Source organism: Roseateles asaccharophilus (assembly GCF_031458115.1).
In the GTDB taxonomy this organism is placed as follows: domain Bacteria; phylum Pseudomonadota; class Gammaproteobacteria; order Burkholderiales; family Burkholderiaceae_C; genus Pelomonas; species Pelomonas asaccharophilus_A.
Genome location: NZ_JAVDXV010000012.1, coordinates 95,291 through 114,314 on the forward strand (window position 1 = coordinate 95,291; position 19,024 = coordinate 114,314).

At 66.5% G+C, this 19,024-nt stretch carries 14 protein-coding genes, 2 tRNA genes, 1 pseudogene and 1 riboswitch; of the genes and pseudogenes, 3 read left to right on the forward strand and 14 right to left on the reverse strand.

Features of this window, described 5'->3' with window-relative positions:
- Positions 1-80: 80 nt before the first annotated feature.
- Entirely contained in the window at positions 81-2,441 is a 2,361-nt protein-coding gene (locus tag J2X21_RS25390) for a YCF48-related protein (protein WP_310332933.1), read from the forward strand.
- A gap of 210 nt (positions 2,442-2,651) precedes the next feature.
- On the opposite strand, the gene J2X21_RS25395 is transcribed toward J2X21_RS25390, so the two are convergent.
- The 5 genes and pseudogenes from J2X21_RS25395 to J2X21_RS27175 all read right to left on the reverse strand — a co-directional run.
- A tRNA-Asn gene (locus tag J2X21_RS25395) sits at positions 2,652-2,727 on the reverse strand.
- Between the two features lie 69 nt (positions 2,728-2,796).
- A tRNA-Asn gene (locus tag J2X21_RS25400) sits at positions 2,797-2,872 on the reverse strand.
- Between the two features lie 35 nt (positions 2,873-2,907).
- Positions 2,908-5,028, reverse strand: a complete 2,121-nt coding sequence (locus J2X21_RS25405) for a TonB-dependent siderophore receptor (protein WP_310332934.1) — start codon at positions 5,026-5,028, stop codon at positions 2,908-2,910.
- 68 nt (positions 5,029-5,096) lie between these two features.
- Positions 5,097-5,203, reverse strand: a riboswitch (TPP riboswitch).
- 48 nt (positions 5,204-5,251) lie between these two features.
- On the reverse strand, positions 5,252-6,388 hold the full coding sequence (locus J2X21_RS25410) for an aminotransferase-like domain-containing protein (RefSeq protein ID WP_310332935.1): 1,137 nt from the start codon (positions 6,386-6,388) through the stop codon (positions 5,252-5,254).
- Positions 6,389-6,523: 135 nt separating this feature from the next.
- Positions 6,524-6,760 (reverse strand): annotated as a pseudogene (locus tag J2X21_RS27175) (GntR family transcriptional regulator); the annotation flags it as partial.
- Positions 6,761-6,918: 158 nt separating this feature from the next.
- Here J2X21_RS27175 and J2X21_RS25415 point away from each other — a divergent pair.
- A complete protein-coding gene (locus J2X21_RS25415; RefSeq protein WP_310332936.1) occupies positions 6,919-10,164 on the forward strand; it encodes a di-heme oxidoredictase family protein in 3,246 nt (1,081 codons plus the stop codon).
- A 99-nt stretch (positions 10,165-10,263) separates the two neighbouring features.
- Entirely contained in the window at positions 10,264-10,446 is a 183-nt protein-coding gene (locus J2X21_RS25420; protein ID WP_310332937.1) for a DUF3606 domain-containing protein, read from the forward strand.
- A 14-nt stretch (positions 10,447-10,460) separates the two neighbouring features.
- On the opposite strand, the gene J2X21_RS25425 is transcribed toward J2X21_RS25420, so the two are convergent.
- The 9 genes from J2X21_RS25425 to J2X21_RS25465 form a co-directional block, all read right to left on the reverse strand.
- On the reverse strand, positions 10,461-11,546 hold the full coding sequence (locus J2X21_RS25425; RefSeq protein WP_310332938.1) for an NAD(P)/FAD-dependent oxidoreductase: 1,086 nt from the start codon (positions 11,544-11,546) through the stop codon (positions 10,461-10,463).
- 13 nt (positions 11,547-11,559) lie between these two features.
- Entirely contained in the window at positions 11,560-11,883 is a 324-nt protein-coding gene (gene fdxA, locus J2X21_RS25430) for a ferredoxin FdxA (protein ID WP_310332939.1), read from the reverse strand.
- Positions 11,880-12,662 carry a uroporphyrinogen-III C-methyltransferase gene (gene cobA / locus J2X21_RS25435; protein WP_310332940.1) on the reverse strand — a complete coding sequence of 261 codons (783 nt, stop codon included), beginning with the start codon at positions 12,660-12,662 and terminating at the stop codon, positions 11,880-11,882. Before cobA ends, fdxA begins: the two co-directional genes overlap by 4 nt.
- Entirely contained in the window at positions 12,662-13,948 is a 1,287-nt protein-coding gene (locus J2X21_RS25440) for a sulfate adenylyltransferase subunit 1 (RefSeq protein WP_310332941.1), read from the reverse strand. Before J2X21_RS25440 ends, cobA begins: the two co-directional genes overlap by 1 nt.
- Positions 13,948-14,913 carry a sulfate adenylyltransferase subunit CysD gene (cysD, locus tag J2X21_RS25445; RefSeq protein ID WP_310332942.1) on the reverse strand — a complete coding sequence of 322 codons (966 nt, stop codon included), beginning with the start codon at positions 14,911-14,913 and terminating at the stop codon, positions 13,948-13,950. The genes J2X21_RS25440 and cysD overlap by 1 nt, the downstream gene beginning before the upstream one ends.
- Positions 14,914-15,013: 100 nt before the next feature.
- Positions 15,014-15,772, reverse strand: coding sequence for a phosphoadenylyl-sulfate reductase (locus tag J2X21_RS25450; protein WP_404666578.1), 759 nt, complete (start codon positions 15,770-15,772; stop codon positions 15,014-15,016).
- Positions 15,769-16,263 carry a DUF934 domain-containing protein gene (locus J2X21_RS25455; RefSeq protein ID WP_310332943.1) on the reverse strand — a complete coding sequence of 165 codons (495 nt, stop codon included), beginning with the start codon at positions 16,261-16,263 and terminating at the stop codon, positions 15,769-15,771. Before J2X21_RS25455 ends, J2X21_RS25450 begins: the two co-directional genes overlap by 4 nt.
- 7 nt (positions 16,264-16,270) lie before the next feature.
- On the reverse strand, positions 16,271-17,986 hold the full coding sequence (locus J2X21_RS25460) for a nitrite/sulfite reductase (RefSeq protein ID WP_310332944.1): 1,716 nt from the start codon (positions 17,984-17,986) through the stop codon (positions 16,271-16,273).
- Positions 17,987-17,988: 2 nt separating this feature from the next.
- Positions 17,989-18,978, reverse strand: coding sequence for a sulfite exporter TauE/SafE family protein (locus J2X21_RS25465; protein WP_310332945.1), 990 nt, complete (start codon positions 18,976-18,978; stop codon positions 17,989-17,991).
- Positions 18,979-19,024 lie beyond the last annotated feature (46 nt).

Sequence of the window (19,024 nt, forward strand, 5' to 3'; positions counted from 1 at the left end):
TCAACCCAGAGAAGCTAACTAACTTGTCGTGCGGCTAGACTGCTCCAACCAGGATATGAATCTCAGGAAGGTGAACGGCTGTGGACATTTGGCTCTGGTGCCGGCGATGGCTGATGGCATGCGTGGTCGTGATAGCGGCCGCCTGCGGAGGTGGAGGCGGTGATGGTGCAACTGCTCCTCCGCCTGTCGCCACGATCATTCCGCAGGACCTGAGCATTTCGGCTCCTGAGCGTGGGGAGACCGGGGTCGACGTGAACTTCGGCAACTCGGCGGCCACGCTGGCCGGACTCAGCTTTCGCTGGATGTTTGGTGACGGCGCCGTCAGCGACGCTGCCAGTCCCAAGCATCGCTTCATGCAGGCTGGCAGCTATGAGGTCCGTCTCAAGGTTTCCAATTCGGCTGGCCAAAGCCGTGAGGTGCAGAGCCGAGTGACAGTCGCGGCGTTGGCCAATGTGCAGGGACTGCCATGCTCGGCCGAAGGCAACGGCGGCTGGTGTCTGCAGCGGAGCTTGCCAGGCCTCAGGACTGTCGACGTTGCCATGGCCAACGCGGCGACAGGGTGGGCGCTCGACGATCTCGGGCGGATCCGCAAGACGGTCGATGGTGGCGAGACTTGGTCGCTTCAGCGACCCAGTCTCGGCCGGTATTCGGTTCTTGCATTCAGGACTGCGCTGGATGGATGGGCTTTAGGAGCTGACGGAGGATTGCACACGACGGACGGCGGAACGACGTGGACGAAGAGCAGCCTGCCGGAACTGGCAGTTCGGAAAGTGCACTTCGTCAACGAACGCGTCCTGTTCGTCCAAAGTGGCGGCAGTTATGAAGGTCGGCTCTTTGGAACAAAGGACGGCGGTGTCACCTGGAACGAAGCGACCGTCTCCATGCTTCCGGACTCGAAGCTGGATTTCTCTCCTGACGGGGTTGTCTGGATAAGCGACGCCCAAGGTTTGAGTCGCTCCGTCGACATGGGTAAATCGTTCACGCGGGTGTTTGACCTGCCAGCCATCGACCCGCCACGCACCCGCCCTCGGTACGAGACATGGTTGACGGTCGTTGATGATCAGCGCTTGTATTTCCACGCCAACTACGTGTGGTTGGTGGGAACAGGCGTATACCTCAACGACAAATATGCCGCATGGCGCAGCGAGGATGGTGGAGCCACCTGGAAGGAAGTCGAATCCCATGCTTATCCCAGTGGAGTCAACAACATTCTGCGTGTCAGCGCTTCCGACAACATCATCCTTGCCCTGAAGCTCGGTCAGCTCCATCGAAGCGACGATGCCGGACGCAACTGGAAGAAGCTAACGGACGCGCCGGCGGTGACACAAGTGGTCGATTTCGACGGTAGCAATTTCATCGCGCTCGACTTTAGGGGGCAGAGCTGGTCCAGCGCCGATGCAGGGCTGACCTGGAAGAGCCTCGGATCGCGGCCAGGAAGCTCAAACCCAGGTGGAGTCGAGGCGCTCGTGACCCGCGTTGATGCACATACCTTGCTCGTCGAGGCAGGTTTCCCCAACTATTGGATGGTCAGGCCGGACTTGTATCTTTCTACCGATCGCGGTGTGAGCTGGCGTGCATTGGCGACGGGCGCAAATTGGGATGTCCGTCAGCAGAATGGTGCGCCGTGGTTCTTTGACGCCAAGCGTGGCGTCTTGACGCTCAATGACGATTCGCTGTGGGATACGGCCGATGGGGGGAGAACCTGGGCTTCGCGCGGCTCTCCTGGCACGGCTGGTCCGTACATGGTGCAGCCAAAGATTCAGTTCCAGGGAGAGCGCGTAGGCTGGCGTTTGCGTTCATCCGGTGTGCTTGAAAGCAGTAGTGACAGTGGAGCGACATGGAAATCATTGCGAGCGCCGGTTGTGACTGACTTCTATTTCGCAGATGAACGCCGCGGATGGATCAAACCTCAAAACGCAAACGGGATCCTGTTGACGTCCGATGGCGGGCAGACCTTCGTCAGTGCTGGGGCCCCGATCGACATTCGGTCGTTGCGCTATGGCGTGGACGGACGAATGGTCGGTATCAACTCCGGCAGTGAAGTTGTCTATTCAATCGATGCGGGCAAGTCTTGGCAGAAGAGCCCATCCTCTGTCAGTTGGCCGACGCAACTTGCGTTTCAAGGTTCAGTAGTCTGGATTGTTGGGGAATTCGGCGAATTGGCTCGTTCGAATGACGGAGGTGCGACCTGGACGAGAGTGAGCATTCCCGTCTCGTTGTCTACAAGCCTCAACGACATTGGGTTTGCGAACAGTACCGATGGTTGGATCGTTGGGGACAACAGCACCATCCTTGCTACGCGTGACGGTGGTGCGACCTGGACGCGCCAGCGGATTTCTGTTTCAGCGAATCTAGTAGGGATTCAGTTCACTGATGCCAAGACGGGCTGGATCGCGAGCGACCTGGGCTTGGTGTTTGCCACCGCTAGTGGAGGGGAGTGAACGAACCCGCGATGCGGCCTCATATGGGAGCATGCAGGTCGTTTAGCGCGTGACGATCTCCAGCCGATCACGTATGTCAATCGGACGGTGGATGCGGGGCAGGTGATGAGGATCCTCAATGGCGGATGCTGGAGACATCGCTGCCATTCACTGCAACCAAAACTGGCCAAAGAAAAAGCCTCATCCGCTTTTCGCGAATGAGGCTTGATTTGGCTCCCCGACCTGGGCTCGAACCAGGGACCTACGGATTAACAGTCCGGCGCTCTACCGACTGAGCTATCGAGGAATTGATTTGTATGTCGGCACGTCAAGCGGTTGCGACGTGCGTCTTGTTCGTCTTTCGACGAGAGTTCTGTGGCTCCCCGACCTGGGCTCGAACCAGGGACCTACGGATTAACAGTCCGGCGCTCTACCGACTGAGCTATCGAGGAACAGAGCCCGCGACTATAGCAGTTTTTTCAAGCTCTCAGAGAGAGATCTCCAAACTCGTGCGGAAAGTCCGCGATGCCAGCGGGTAGAGGTAGCTGTGTTCGAACTGCCAGGGCGACTCGCGCCATGCGCGGCGGTTGGTCAGGTTGTCGACCGCGGCGCGCCAGATCCAGGTCTGACGGCCCACGGCCTGCGTGTAGCGCAGGCCCGCGTCGGCCACGGTCCAGGCGGGGATGGCAATGCTGTTGTCGGGCGTTGCGAAGCGGCGGCTCTCGTGCTGCAAACCCAGCTGTGCTTGCAGACCAGGCACGATGTCGTGGCGCAGATGGGCCTTCATCGTCGTGCGCGGCACGTTGGGTGGCGTCAGGCCGTTGAGGGCCGCGTCCGCACTGCCTTCGCGGCGCGCGCGCAGTTGCATCGCGCTGGCGAACAGGCCGCCGCCGCTCCACTTCAGGTCGGCGCCGGCCTCGACGCCGCGGTGGCGGGCGAAGCCATCGGCGACGCGCTCGCAGCTGTTGTCGGCACTGCAGCTGCCGATGTCGCGCCACAGCGGGCGGCGGATGTCGAACACGGTCAGCGAGCCTTCGACACGCTGCGTGCCGGTCTTCAAGCCGGCCTCGAGCTGGCGGCTCTTCAGCGCGGGCAAGGCCTGGCCCCGGTTCTTGTAGCGCGCGCGGTTCGGTGCGACTTCGCTCTCCACGCCCTGGCCCCAGCTGGCGTAGACCAGCCAGTCGGAAGCGATGGCGTGGCTGAGCGCCAGCCACGGCGTCGTGACGGTCTGCGAGTAGTCGGTCGCACGCGAGCCGTCGGTGCGCACGCTCTCGCGCTGCAGGCGCGTGTGGCGCAGGCCCAGCCAGGCGCTGGTGTCGGCCGTCAGCGCGACGCGGTCGCGCAGGTACAGCTCGTTGCTGCGCTCGTCGCGGTTGGTGTTCTCGTCGGTCAGGTCGGGCTGCGGCGCGGTGGACACGCTGCCGTCGATGTGGCCGGTGCCGGCCCAGTTGTAGGCCTGCCGCTGGAAGCGGCTCTTGAACTGGCTGCTCAAACCACCGACGGTGACGTCATGGCGCAGGCCGGCCAGTTGCACGGGGCCGCTGGCGGAGATGTCCAGCGCCGTCGTGTCGCGGTGTTCGTTCTCGCTGCGGAAGTCGTAGAGGTCGTAGGTGCCGTCCGGGCAGAAGCGGTCGGCGTAGTAGGTGCCATCGGCGGCGGTGCAGCCGTAGGCATAGGCCAGGCGGTCGTCGGTGCGCAGGCGCTGGATGCCCAGGGCGGCCTGCAGGCGCCAGTCGCCAGCCAGCTTGTGCTGCACGCGCAGCGACGCGTGCGTGTTGTCGAACACGACGGGCTGGCTCCAGGGCTGGTTGTTCAGGTTCAGGTTGGGGTCGATGGCCTTGGCGTCTGGCAGGCGGTTGCCCAGCAGGCTGAAGCCTTGCTGGCTGGGCTGGCTCTGGCGGCTCAGCTCGACCTCGGCTTCGACCAGCGTGTCGGGGTTGAGGCGCCAGTCGGTCGCCAGCGCGGCCGTGTGCGCGCGGCCATCGCTGTTGCGCAGCTGCGGGTCGATGCGGGTCGCGGCCAGGTTCACGCGCAGGCCGAACTCGCGGTTGGCGCCCAGGCGTTGCGAGTGGTCCACGCCCACCTGCACCGTGCCGCTTTCGACGGCGCCCAGCACGAAGGTGGTGGCGTCATCGGCCAGCGGGCGCTTGACGACCAGGTTCAACAGGCCCGCTGGCGCGCTGGTGCCCGACAACATGCCGGCGCTGCCCTTCAGCACTTCCAGGCTGGCCTTGTTGACCAGCGACAGCGCGGTCTCGCCACTGATGGGCAGGCCGTCGCGGCGCAGGTTGAAGCGGTTGTCGAGATCGAAGCCGCGCACCTTCAGCTGCGACCAGTAGCCGGTGGCGTTGTAGGCGTCGGAGACCGAGGCGTCCAGACGCGTCAGGCCCGACAGCTGGTTGACACCCAGGTCGGCCAGGCGTTCGCTGGACAGGCTGAAGGCCTGCATGGGCAGCTTGGCCGGCGGATCGCTGAAGCCGGTCAGGCCGGGCGCGGCCTCCAGCGCCTTGCCGGTCACGCTGACCTGGGGCAGCGTCTGGGCACTGGCGAGTTGGGTGGCGAGCAGCGCGGCGGCGGCGCCCAGGGCGGAAAGAGAGATTCGTGCCATCGGAATGCAAGGCGATGGCAGGTCGGCAAACGAGGACGCGGCGGCCCTGGGAGACGGGAGAGGTGGGCCTGGCTGGTCGGCTGCTTCCCTGCGCGAGGATTACCTCAATCAGGTTCAAAGGGACTGTCTCAGTCGCGCCTGCTCGGAAGCAGACGCAACACCCCTAGCGAAGACTCGAGGCGTGAGCCTCAAAGCGGACGGGATTCTAGCGGTGGGCGCTGGCTTACTCGGTCGGCCTTTGCTTGCTCCGTCGTGCAACCTGTGGAGTTGCTCGGCCATCGAGCGCCCGCGCCAGTTGCAGCACGCCCGCATGGATGTTGGGCTCCGAGAACGCCGCGAATCCGAGGCGCAGGCCGCCCTTCACCGGGTGATGCATGCGGTACGCCGACAGGGGGGTGACGCTCACGCCGGCATCGGCGGCGCGCCTTGCGATGTCAGCGTCGCGGGTGGCCGTGGGCAGCCAGGCCGTGACGTTGAGTCCTCGCTGAGCAGGCGCGATTCGAAGCCACCGGCCAAAGTGCTTGTCGAGGTTGTGACGCAGCGCATCGGCGCGCCCCCGGTAGACGGCCCGCAGTTCGTGAAGGTGCCGGGACCAGTGGCCATCGGCCATGAAGTCGTGCAGAACCGCTTGATCCATCAGCGACGGGCGGGTCTGGGTGATCGCCATCGCGGCACACACCGGATCCACCAGGTTGCGCGGCAGCACCAGGTAGCCGAGCCGCACGCCGTGACCCATGCTGGCGTCGAGATGGCCGACGTGGATGACGCGGTCGTGGGTGTCGATGGCCTTGAGGCAGGCTGGAGGATGGCCATCAAGGAAAACGTCGCCTTCGCGGTCCTCGTCGAGGACGTAGGCGCCCGCTGCGCGAGCCCAGGACAGCAGCGATTCGCGGCGGGCGGCAGACAGCGGCAGGCCAAGCGGCATCTGGACGCCGGTTGTCGTGCAGGCCATGCGTGCCCGAGGTGCGGCAAGCACGCCCTCGTCGACCCGCAGCCCGTCTTCGTCCACCGGCACCGGCACGACGCGCGCCCCGGTGCTCGCCAACAAGCTCTTGAGCGACGTTGAACCCGGGTCCTCGATCCAGACTTCTTCGTTGGGGTTCAGCAGCAGTCGTGCAAGCAGGTCGATCGCCTGGTGCGCGGCTTGCACGATGACGATCTGCTCCAGGTCGCAGGCGAGGCCGCGTGTCAGCAGCAGGTGCTGTGCGATCAATCCGCGAAGTGCTGCCAGGCCTTGGAGGGCAGTGCACTGCAGGGGGCGGGCACCATGGGCGCGAACCCGCTTTCCCTCCAGCCGGGACCAGACGGCCGCGGGGAAGAGGCTGCTGTCGATGCGATCCGCGTCGAAGGTGCGCGGCAACGGGCTTCCTTGAATGAGCTGCGCACCTGTCTTCAGAAGGTCTTGCCCGCGTCGCGACAGAGCGGGTCGCAACAGCGGTGCCTGAGCCGCCGGAAGCGCGGACTTTGACGTTGCGCGATGCGCGACAAAGCTGCCCGAGCCCACCCGGGAGGATATGTAACCTTCGGCAAGAAGTCGCTCAAACACTACCGTGACCGTTGAGCGAGAGAGTCCATGGTCGCGCGCCAATCCGCGGGTCGTGGGGAGCCGGCTCCCGGGCGGCAGCCGGCCCGAGCGAATGGCTTCACAAAGGGCATCGTGCAGCCACCGCTGCAGGGAAGCGCCTTCCGGACGAGGACTCAGAAGGATGGTTTGCTCGTTGGCGCGGCGCAAGGTCGGCTCGAATTGGCTGGGTGCGAGGGCGTTGGAATTGGTCTGGACCGGTGGCTGCCGCCTTGGGCAGCATGCGGGTCATTTCACGCGGACCTTCCCGCCGAGATGACCACGATTCATCTTAGGCGCCGCCCACCGAACCCGACCGAGGACCTCCCATGAAGAGACGCCGCTTACGCAATCTTTCAACTCACGGGCTGCCGATGGCCTTGAGTCTCATCGTTGCCGCATGTGGTGGCGGTGGCGCGGCAGATGAAGTCCGGCAGGCGAGCACGCACGACAGCGCGGAGGCTGTGGGCAGCATGTCCAAGGCGCTGGCGGCAGCCGCTGGGGACAGTGAGGCGGCGCTGACGCCACTGGCTGCGACCGCAAGCAACTCCGAGCGTGGCGATCTGTCGGCCGACAAGGCCATCGACCACGACAACAACACCCGTTGGAGCAGCGGCTTCTCGGACGACGAGTACCTGGTTCTGGACTACGGCAAGGCGGTGAACATCAACCGCGTTCGCATCAGCTGGGAGCGAGCGCACGCCACTCAGTATGAGCTGCAGGTGTCGCTGGACGGCAGCAACTGGTCGACCATCAAGGCGGTTGCCGACAGCCAGGGGGGCAGCGAAGACTGGGGCGGCCTCAGCGGGCAGGGGCGCTACCTGCGCATGAAGGGCATCAAGCGCTCGTCCGGCTATGGCTACTCCATCTTCGAGATGCAGGCGTTCTCAGGCGTTGCGCCTACTCCGGCACCGGCACCGGCACCTGCTCCCGCACCGGCGCCAGCGCCATCGCCTGCACCGGCACCCGGACCAGGTGATGGCGCTCAGCCCGGCGTGATCGTCAAGCCAGTCGCGGCCACGTCTTCCGCCATTGAAGGTGGGAACGCCGCCGCGCTCGCCATCGACGGCAAGGCGGGAACGCGCTGGGCCAGCGCATTCGAGGATGGCGCCTTCATCCAGTTCGACTTCGGCAGCAAGACACAGGTCGGCTACTTGAAGCTCGTCTGGGAGAACGCCTATGGGAAGGCGTACGCGCTGCGAACCTCGGACGACGGCAAGACCTGGAGCGAGGTCCGCCATGTCGGCAATGGCCGTGGCGGCACGGAGGAGTTCTTCAACCTCAACGTGAACGCCCGCTACATCCGCCTGCAGGGGGTGGCCCGGGCCACGCAGTATGGCTACTCCCTGTTCGAGGTGGAGTTCAAGACGCCAGGCAGCGACAACACCTTGCCCACCGTTGCCACATCGGCGATCCGGTTCCCGGCCAGTGGCAGCGGCCTGGTGCCGCTTCCCACGACGGCGGAGCCGTTGGAATCACTGCAGTTCACCCTGGCGGACGGCACGCTGGTCACGCGCTTCGGCGTGCGTGGCCTGGCGCGTCACGGGCGCGAGCGCGGCGAAGACTGGAACGAGGTGGGCTACGGGCCGAACGAGACGGTGGATGCCTTCGGCAAACCCGTGGACAAGGGGCCGGGCGCCTTCATCAACTTCGTGCCGCAGTACTTCAAGAACCGGACCTGGGGTTTCGAAATCATCGACAACAGCCGCGTGGCGGGCGTGACCAAGCCGACGCTGCGTGTGAACCAGTACTTCCCGCAGCAGCAGTTGCCCGGCGGCGTGGCGTGGTTCCGGGCGTTTGACCGCCCGGGTGTCACGGGCTACGGATGGATGAACCCGGGCGAGCTGGCCAACCAGAGCATCACCATTTGCCCACCGGTGCCCTATCCGGCCAACGGAAAGCTGCTCAGCGCCAGCGTCCTGAACAACGGCTGCAGCCTGACAGTCAAGGAGTATCCCGGCCACCAGGCGCTGGGCGCCGATGGCTTGCCGAATGGGAAGAGCGTGCCGGCGCGGCCCCTGGTGGCCGGTGACGTCATCGAGGTCTCTCCGTCGTTCTTCTCGACGCCCCAGGCCATGCAGGCCATCGGCGACAACGGCGGTCTGCGCTACTACGCGGGGGAATGGACCTATGTGGTGGGCACGGGGTTGCGCCCGTCCTATGGTGTGCAGCCGCGGCTGATGAACGCGCCGCTGCCGGTGGCGACGCTGTCGGGTGGGGATGGTTCGGTCTCGTACAACTATTCCGATGAAGGCCTGTTCATGTTCCAGCAGCCGCACAACAACACCGGCATGCAGAACATGCAGCGCTTTGTTGAGGGGCGGCGCCTCATCCACACCAACTTCACGACGGGCGACCACAACGAGCCGGGCAATGACCGCTACCTGGCCGGCGTTGGTTTGCAAGGGCCGCGTTTCAATCAGTCGGCCTGCATCGGCTGCCACGTCAACAACGGCCGCAGCCCCGCACCGATGGCGATCAACCAGCGGCTGGACACCATGTCGGTGCGAGCGGCGGCCGTTGATGCCGGAGGGCAGCAACTGCCTCATCCGACCTACGGCAGCTCCGTGCTGATGAATGCTCAATCCGCCACCGGTGTGCCGCAGGACTGGGGGACCGGCGTGCGGGTCGCCAGCTTCGAGGCCCAGTCGATGAAGCTGGCCGATGGAACCATCGTTGAGTTGCGCAAGCCCATCCTCGCGTTTGACGGCCCGGTGCCGGCGGTGTTCTCGCTGCGCGCGGCTCAACCCATGATCGGCGCGGGCCTGCTGGAGGCGATTCCCGAGGCAGACATCCTTGCCCTTGCCCGTGCCACACCGGATGCAGACGGCGTGAAGGGCGTGCCCAACTACGTCTTCGACCCGGAGACCGGAGGCGTGCGTCTGGGGCGTTTTGGCTGGAAGGCGTCCAAGGCGTCGCTGCGCCACCAGAGCGCGGCGGCTTTGCTGCAGGACATGGCGGTCACGTCGCCGGTCTACCCCAGCCGTGCCTGCAATGCCGGCCCGGTTGCGTGTGCGTCGGCGGCGCCCCAGAAGGGCATTTCCGAGGCTGATCTTCAGCAGGTGACGCGCTACCTGGCGCTGCTGGCCGTCCCGGCCCAGCGCAGCCTGCCCAGCGGCTTCCCCAAGGGCGTAGCGCCTTTGGAAGAGCACCGCGTGGACCCGGTTCAAGTCAGCGCGGGCAACCGCCTGTTTGAACAGGCGAAGTGCACGGCCTGCCACACCGCGTCCTTGAAGACAGGCCCCGGCCACCTCTTCGCCGAACTGCGCAACCAGTCCATCAAGCCCTACACCGACCTGCTGTTGCATGACATGGGTGCGGGCCTGGCCGACAACTACGTGGAGGGCCAGGCCAAGGGCAACCTGTGGCGCACGGCGCCGCTCTGGGGCATTGGCTATACCGAGAAGGTGCTGGGCAGCGGCGCCAGGGTCGGCTACCTGCATGACGGCCGTGCACGCAACCTGACCGAGGCCATCATGTGGCACGGCGGGGAAGGGGAGAAGTCGCGCCAGCGCTTCGAAGCGATGAGCAAGGCCGACCGGGAGGCTTTGCTGGCCTTCTTGAGATCGCTCTGATGGAGATATGTCGCGTCGCGCCTATCGCGCTCCATGGGCAAACCTGGCCGGGCATGCCGATTGCTGCAATGCAGCAACGTTCATCCAAGGAGGTTGCTCATGTCCGATCACCCGCTCCATCAAGCCGCCATGCCGGGTTCGCGTGTAGGTCTTGCCGAAGAACACGAGGTGCATGGCTGGTGCCAGGCCCTGGGGGTGTCCGAGGAAGAGCTGCGCGTCGCGGTGGCGGCCGTCGGTGACGATGCCGACGAGGTGCGCAGCCATCTGGGCCGGGGCAGCTGAAGCGCCGCCGGCGTTCAGTCGAAGACCGGCGACTCGACTCCCAGCACCTTGTGCAGCTTGGGGCTGGTGGTCGTGTATTGCAGATGCACGCGTCGGTCCGGGAACACGTGGGGCGCGGCGCCGAAGGCGGCCAGCGCGGCCTCGTGGAAGCCGCTCAGGATGAGCTTCTTCTTGCCCGGGTAGGTGTTCACGTCGCCCACGGCGAAGATGCCCGGCACGCTGGTCTCGAACTTCTCGGTGTCGACGACCACCTGCTTGCGCTCCAGCGCGACACCCCAGTCGGCGATGGGGCCCAGCTTGGGGCTCAGGCCGAAGAAGGTCAGCACCTGGTCGCAGGGCACCACGCGAGTGACGCCGTCGTTGCCGGCGACCTTGAGGCCGGTCAACTGGCCGTCGCGTTCGTCAATGCCCACGGCCTGGCCGATGATGAGCTGCATCTCGTGCGCGTCGCACAGCGCGCGCATCTTGGCGACGCTGGCCGGCGCGGCGCGGAAGTCGTCGCGACGGTGCATCAGGATGACGCTCTCGGCCTTGTGCGGGTTGCCGTCGGCGTTCGCCGCGCAGAAGTTCAGCGCCCAGTCCAGCGCGGAGTCACCGCCCCCGATGATGAGCAGGTGCTTGCCGGCGAAGTCGGCCGGCGTCTTCACGCGGTAGTGGACCTGCGTGCCCTCGAACGGCTCGACACCCTCGACCTTCAGCGTGCGCGGCTGGAAGCTGCCCACGCCGCCGGCGATGAAAACGGTCTTGGTCAGGAAGCGCGTGCCCTTGCTGGTCTCGACGGCGAAGCGGCCATCGTCCTGCTTGTCGACCACCGTGACCTCCTGGCCCAGGTGGAAGGTCGCGCCGAAGGGTTCGATCTGCCGCAGCAGGTTGTCGGTCAGTTCCTTGCCGGTGCACACGGGCACGGCCGGGATGTCGTAGATGGGCTTGTCGGGGTAGAGCTCGATGCACTGGCCACCGGGGTAGGCCAGGCTGTCGACGATGTGGGCCCTGATCTCCAGCAGGCCCAGCTCGAAGATCTGGAACAGGCCAACCGGCCCGGCGCCGACGATGACGGCGTCGGTTTCGATCACATCGGTGTGGGTCGGTACTGCCTGCATGGGGGAGATGCGATCAGCGGATCAGCTCAGGCAGCTTGCCCGTCTTGTCCTTCCACTCGTCGGCGTCGGGCAGCGCGGGCTTGCGCTTGGTGATGCTGGGCCAATTCTTGGCCAGGTCGGCGTTGATCTTGATCATGTGGATCTGATCACCCGGCACATCCTCCTCCGGCATGATCGCGTTGACCGGGCATTCGGGGATGCACACGGCGCAGTCGATGCACTCGTCGGGGTCGATGGTCAGGAAGTTGGGGCCTTCGCGGAAGCAGTCCACCGGGCAGACATCGACGCAGTCGGTGTATTTGCAGCGGATGCAGGCTTCGGTGACGACGTGGGTCATGGGCAGCTCTGAGTGGTAAGGGGTGCCGGAAATTCGGGCGAAACAGCGATTTTAGAGGCCGGCAGTGCCAGGCCCTGCGGGGTGGCGGCGGCCGCGCCTGCGCCAACGGTGACCAGCGTCGGCCGGCCGTGGTGCAGAAAGTCGGCCCGAGGCAGATCTGCCAGCGGGTGCTCGCTGCTGAGGGCATCGGCGCAGCCCGCGCGGCTGACGGCCAGCGTGGGCGTGTCGGCCGGCCAGCCGGCCAGCAGCAGGTGGCGGGTCAGTGCGGCCAGTTGGCGGCCCGCCATGTAGAAGATTTCGGTGTCGGCACTGCGCGAGGCCCGCAACTCACCGGCCTCGGTCATCGCGGTACTCAGCGTGACGCTGCGGCCGCGGCCGCGGCGGGTAAGCGGGCGGTGTGTCTGGGCGGCGGAAGCCAGCGCCGCGGTGACGCCGGGCACGATCTCGCAATCGATGCCGGCCTCGGCCAGCGCGGCCAGCTCTTCCTCCAGCCGGCCGAAGATGCTGGCGTCACCACCCTTGAGACGCACGACCAGCGCGTGCTTGCGGGCCGCGTCGACCAGCAGCGTGTTGATCTCGGCCTGCTTGGCCGAGTGCTCGAAGCCGCGCTTGCCGACCGAGATCCACTGAGCCTGGGGAGCCAGGTCGCGCAGATCCGGGTCGGCCAGTGCGTCGGCCAGCACGACCTGCGCCTGGGCCAGCGCGCGGGCGCCGCGAACCGTGATGAGGTCCGCCGCGCCGGGGCCGGCGCTGACGAAGATCACACGGCCAGCGGGCATTACCAGTCCTCTTCGGTGGTGGCAGCCTGGCGATCCACCAGCAGCGCGCCGCTGGTGCGGTGGCTGGCGGGGTCCACGACGATCAGCGCGCCGCCGACGCGGTTGTCCGCGAAGGGCTCGACGGGCAGCTCGTGCTGCACCTCCATCTGCACGCGGCCGATGGTGTTGACGGGCAGTTCGTGGGCATCCTGCGGCTGCAGCGTGTTGATGTCCAGCACGGAGTCGATGGCCGAGATGCGCGCCTGCACCCAGCGGTTGCCGTGGCGCACCCAGTACTTGCGGCCGGGCTTGGCGGCTTCGGTGTCCAGCCAGGCGAGCGTCGCCGGGAAGGTCTTGGTCTGCGTGGCCGAGCCGGGGGTGACGATCCAGTCGCCGCGGCTCACGTCCAGCTGGCGATCGAGCACCAGGCCGGCCGAGTCGCCGGCGGCGGCGCTGTCCACCGTCTCGCCGGCCAGGCGCACTTCGGCGACGACGGCGGTCTGCCTGGACGGCAGCACCTCGATGGTGTCGCCGGCCTTCACGGCGCCGTGGGCAATGCGGCCCCACAGCACGCGCGGCTGGAAGCCGGTGCCTTCGCTCTGATGGGCGTTCTTCTGCACGTACTGCACGGGCAGGCTCAGCGGCGCGTCGGCACGCTCGCTCAGCGTGGGCAGACGCTCCAGCACCTGCAGCAGACTCTCGCCGTTCCACCAGGGCGCGTCCAGCGGCTGGGTGACGTTGTCGCCGCGCAGGGCGCTCACGGGCACGGTGGCGGCCACGTTCAGGCCCGCGGCCGCGGCGAACTTGTCCAGCGCAGCCTTGACCTTGGCGAAGCCGGCACCCGGGTCTTCGAGCGCGTCTATCTTGTTGATGGCGAACACGATGCTGGGCACGCGCAGCAGCTGGGCCAGCAGCGAATGGCGGCGGGTCTGCGGCAGCAGCACGACCTCGTCCTGCGTCAGGTCCAGCTTGGTGATGTCCACCAGCACGACGGCGGCGTCGGAGCCCGCTGCGGCTGTGACCATGTTGCGCGTGTACTGCTCATGGCCGGGGGCGTCGGCAATGATGAACTTGCGCGTCTTGGTGGCGAAGTAGCGGTAGGCCACGTCGATGGTGATGCCTTGCTCTCGCTCGGCCTCCAGGCCGTCGGTCAGCAGCGACAGGTCGATGGGCCGGCCGGCGGCCCGGCGCTCCAGCGTGTCGAGCTGGTCGGCCAGGATGGCCTGGCCGTCGAACAGCAGACGGCCGATCAGCGTGCTCTTGCCGTCGTCAACGGAACCGGCGGTGAGGAATCGCAACGCTTTCATCAGAAGTAGCCCTCTTTCTTGCGCTTCTCCATGGAAGCTTCACTGGTGCGGTCGTCCATGCGCGTGGCGCCGCGTTCGCTGACGGTGACGGTCAAGGTCTCGGCGACCACTTCGGTCGCGTTGGCCGCCGGGCTCTCGACCGGGCAGGTGCAGGTCATGTCGCCCACGGTGCGGAAGCGCACGGTGGCGGTCTCCACCGTTTCGCCTGCCAGCGGCGGCGTCACGTCGGTCAGCGGCACCAGCAGGCCCTTGCGGCGGATGACCTGGCGCTCATGCGCGAAGTACATCTGCGGCAGCGGGATGTTCTCGCGGGCGATGTAGAGCCACACGTCCAGCTCGGTCCAGTTGCTGATGGGGAAGCAGCGGAAGTGCTCGCCCGGGCGGATGCGCGTGTTGAACAGCGTCCACAGCTCGGGGCGCTGCTCCTTGGGCTGCCATTGGCCGAAGCTGTCGCGGTGGCTGAAGATGCGCTCCTTGGCGCGCGCCTTCTCCTCGTCGCGGCGGGCGCCGCCGATGAGGGCGTCGAACTTGTGCTCCTCGATGGTCTCCAGCAGCGTCACGGTCTGGTGGCCGTTGCGGCTTTCCAGCGGGTGGCTCAGGCGGATGGTGCCCTTGGCCATGCTGTCTTCGAGGTGGCCGACGATCAGGCGCTCGCCCATGTCGGCGACGCGCTGGTCACGGAAGGTGATGACTTCGGGAAAGTTATGGCCCGTGTCGATGTGCACCAGCGGGAAGGGCAGGCTGCCGGAGAAGCCGCTTGGATGCGCGGCGTTCTTCATCTTGAAGGCCTTCTCGGCCAGGCGCAGCACGACGCAGGAATCCTTGCCCCCGGAAAACAGCAGGGCGGGGCGCTCGAAGCTGGCCGCGACCTCGCGCAGGATGAAGATGGCTTCCTCTTCCAGCGCATCCAGGTGCGCGTGGTCGACGTCGGCGATGAGTTGTTCGGGTTTCACAGCAGCATTCATTTCTCAGATTTCAAATGCAACCACAGAGTCACAGAGGCACGGAGCAAACACAAAAGGCTTGAGCTTCTCTGTGTCTCAGTGCCTCTGTGGTTGCATTTCCTCAGCTTTTCGCGTGCAGGCCGCACTCCTTGGAACTGTCTTCCCACCACCAGCGGCCGGCGCGGAAGTCTTCACCCACGGCGATCGCACGCGTGCAGGGCGCGCAGCCGATGCTGGGCATGAACTGGTCGTGCAGCGGGTTGTAGGGCACGGCGTACTTGTCGACATAGGCCCAGACCTCGGCCCAGGTCCAGTCGGCGATGGGGCTGATCTTGCGGCGGCCATTGCCATCGTCCTCGTCGAACGCCACGTCGCCGCGCGCGCCGCTCTGCTCGCGGCGCAGGCCGGTGATCCAGGCTGAGCGACCCTTCAGCATGCGGCCCAGCGGCTCCATCTTGCGCACGCCGCAGCAGGCCTTGCGCAGCTCGATGCTCCTGTACATCGCGTCCTCACCCTCGCGGGCGACGAACTGGATCACGGCATCGGCCACTGGCTTGAAGACTTCGACATCGAAGCCGTAGCGGGCCTTGATCTGAGGCAGCAGCGCCAGCGTCTCGGGATGCAGCTTGCCGGTGTCCAGCGTGGAGATGTGGACGGGCAGGCCGGTACGCGAGATCAGGTCGGTGATGACCATGTCTTCCACGCCCAGGCTGCTGCTCTGCACCAGGCCGTCGCCGTGCGCGATGGTCGCGTCGCGCAGGCGGGCCAGCGCGGCCTCGATCTTGGCGTCCAGCGCGGGCGTCCACTTGGCGTACAGGCCAATGGCGTTGCCGGCCGCAGGCGCAGCCGCCCAGGGCAGGCTGCTGACCTCGGTGCTCACGCCGCGCTCCGCTGGAACCACGGCCGCGTCTCGCTGACGTCGCCCTGGTAGAAGCCCACCGGCGCGAACAGGTCCAGCGCCTTTTGCGCGAAGGCCTGGTTCTGGTCGCCGCGCAGGATGACTTCGTCGAAGCCGGTGCGGGCCAGCAGCTGCATCATGTCGACCAGCACTTCGCCGCGGGCGCGGATGGCGCCGGCGAATTTGTGGCGGCTGCGCAGAATGTGGGCTTGGCTGTAGGCGCGGCCGTCGGTCCACTTGGGGAACTCAAGCACGACGATGGCGATACGGCCCAGATCGGGCGCCAGCTCGTTGATGTCGGCGTCGTTCGGGAACTCGATGGCGACCTTCAGGTCGGCCGGCCAGTGGCCCTTGACCGCATGCCATTGCTCCAGCGTCAGCAGGCGGTTGGGCGCCGGATCGGGATCGGGCTTGGGACCGTCTTCGCCGACGGCGTGCTGCCAGGGGCAGGTGGTGGCGTTGATGAACTTCATATCGGGGTCAGGCCTTGGCGGTGGACACACGCACGGCATTGGCCGCGGTCTTGAACGGGTCGAGGCCCAGGCGCTTCACCGCGTCGATGAAGTGCTCACCGGCTAAGCGCTCGCGCTTGAAGGTCTCGATGACGGCGTCGATGGCATCGGCGATCTCGTCGGCCGCAAAGCTGGGGCCGATGACCTTGCCGGCCACGGTGCCGCCGGCCAGCTTGGTGCCGTCGCCGCCGCCCAGCGTCAGCTGGTACCACTCGGTGCCGTCCTTGTCGACGCCGAGGATGCCGATGTGGCCGCTGTGGTGGTGGCCGCAGGAGTTGATGCAGCCGCTGATGTGCAGGTCGATCTCGCCCAGTTCCTCCAGTTCGTCCTGGTCCTGGTAGCGCTCGGCGATCTCGGCCGCGATGGGTAGCGAGCGGGCGTTGGCCAGCGCGCAGAAGTCGCCGCCGGGGCAGGCGATCTGGTCGGTCAGCAGGCCGGCGTTAGGCGTCGCGAAGCCGGCCGCGCGGGCGGCCTGGAACAGCGCCGGCAGGTCCGAGGCCTTGACCCAGGGCAGCACGATGTTCTGGCGGTGCGTGGCGCGCAGCTCGCCGTGGCTGAACTGGTCGGCCAGCGCGGCGGCGGTGTCCATCACGTCGGCGGTCGTGTCGCCAGGGGCGATGCCCACGCGCTTCAGGCTCAGCGTGACGGCGCGGTAGCCGGCGACGCGATGGCCATGCACGTTGCGCTCCAGCCAGCGCGCGAAGGCGTTGTCGCTGGTGTCCAGCGTGGGTTCGGTGGTCGGCGCGACGCCGGCCGGGTCCACGAAGCAGGCGGCCACGCGGTCCAGCTCGGTCTGCGGAATGATGTGCTCATGGCCGCCGTTGTCATCGGCCAGGATGCGCGCGTATTCCTCGTTCACCGCGTCGAAGAACTTCTGGCCTTCGGCCTTGACGAGGATCTTGATGCGGGCCTTGTAGAGGTTGTCGCGGCGGCCGGCCAGGTTGTAGCAGCGCACGATGGCCTCGATGTAGACGAGGATCTGCTGCCACGGCACGAAGGCGTTGATCTCGACGCCCGGGATGGGCGTGCGGCCCATGCCGCCGCCGACGAAGACCTGGAAGCCGACCTCGCCGGCCGCGTTCTTCTTCAGCTGCAGGCCGATGTCATGCCAGCCGATGGCGGCGCGATCCTCGGCGGCGCCGCTGACGGCGATCTTGAACTTGCGCGGCAGGTGGGCAAACTCGGGGTGCAGCGTGCTCCAGTGGCGCAGGATCTCGCAGTAGGGGCGGGCGTCGACGATGTCGTCCGGCGCGATGCCCACGAAGGCGTCGCTGGTGATGTTGCGGATGCAGTTGCCGCTGGTCTGGATGCCGTGCATGTCGACCTCGGCCAGCAGTTCCATCACCGTGGCGCTGTCCTTCAGCGGGATCCAGTTGTACTGGACGTTCTGGCGCGTCGTGAAGTGGGCGTAGCCGCCCTGGCCGGCGAACGGGCCGTCGGGCTGGCGGTCATATTCACGGGCGATTTTGGCCAACTGGCGCAGCTGGCGCGAGGACAGCTCGCCGTAGGGCACGGCCACGCGCAGCATGGGCGCGTGGCGCTGGATGTACCAGCCGTTTTGCAGGCGCAGCGCGCGGAACTCGTCGGTGCCGAGCTGGCCGTTCAGGTGGCGTTCGAGCTGGTCGCGGTATTGCGCGGCGCGGGCGTGGACGAAGCGGCGGTCGAAGTCGGTGTACTGATACATGCTCAGGCCAGGAGAGAACGGTAGATGTTGAACGTGCTGACGAGGACGATGGTCGTTCCGACCAGGGCCAACAGGGCCTTGGTGTGCAGGCGCTTGGTCAGCAGCGCGGCGAGGGGGGCGGCGAACAGGCCGCCCAGCACCAGGCCGGCCACGGTGGTCCAGGGGCTCTGGTCGCCGATCAGCAGCGCGAACACGCCCGCGCTGATGAAGGTCAGGAAGAACTCTGCCAGGTTGACGGAACCGATGGTGGTGCGCGGGTCGTTGCCGGTGCCCACCAGCGTGGTGGTCACCACGGGGCCCCAGCCGCCGCCGCCCACGGCATCGACAAAGCCGCCGAACAGGCCCAGCTTGGCCACATGGCGGGGTTCACCGCCGCGCGGCTTGATCTTGCGGAAGATCTTGCTGATGACGTACAGGCCCATCAGCAGAAGATAGGCGGAGATGAAGGGCTTGATGGCCTTGCCGTCGATGCTGGACAGGATCCAGGCGCCCGATGCCGCGCCCAGCATGCCCGGCACCAGCAGACGCAAGAACAGATTGCGGTTGACGTTGCCCAGCTTCAGATGGGCGATGCCCGACACGCCGGTCGTGAACACCTCGGCGATGTGCACCGACGCGCTGGCCACGGCCGGGCTGCTGCCGGTGGCCAGCAGGAAGGAGGTGCTGGTGATGCCATAGGCCATGCCCAGCGCGCCATCCACCGTCTGCGCCAGCAGGCCCACGGCCACGGCGGCCCAGAACTCGTTGCTGGACAGCGCCTGCGCGACCAGCTGAAAGCCGCTGTGGCTGCCCGCCGGCTGCGTGAACAGCCGCGACGCCAGCGCGATGGACAAGGCCATCAGCAGCCCGATGACCGACCACATCGCAAACCGCAGCACCGGGTGGCCCGGGTCGTTGGCATGCGTGACCGCGTTCTCCAGCGGCGGCAGGCCCAGTTCGGCGTGCTCGGCGTTGACGGGGTTGTAACTGAGGTCGAGGTCGCGGACTTTCATTGAGGGCGCGACTCTAGGGAATGTTGCAGCGCGGCAGAACTACTTA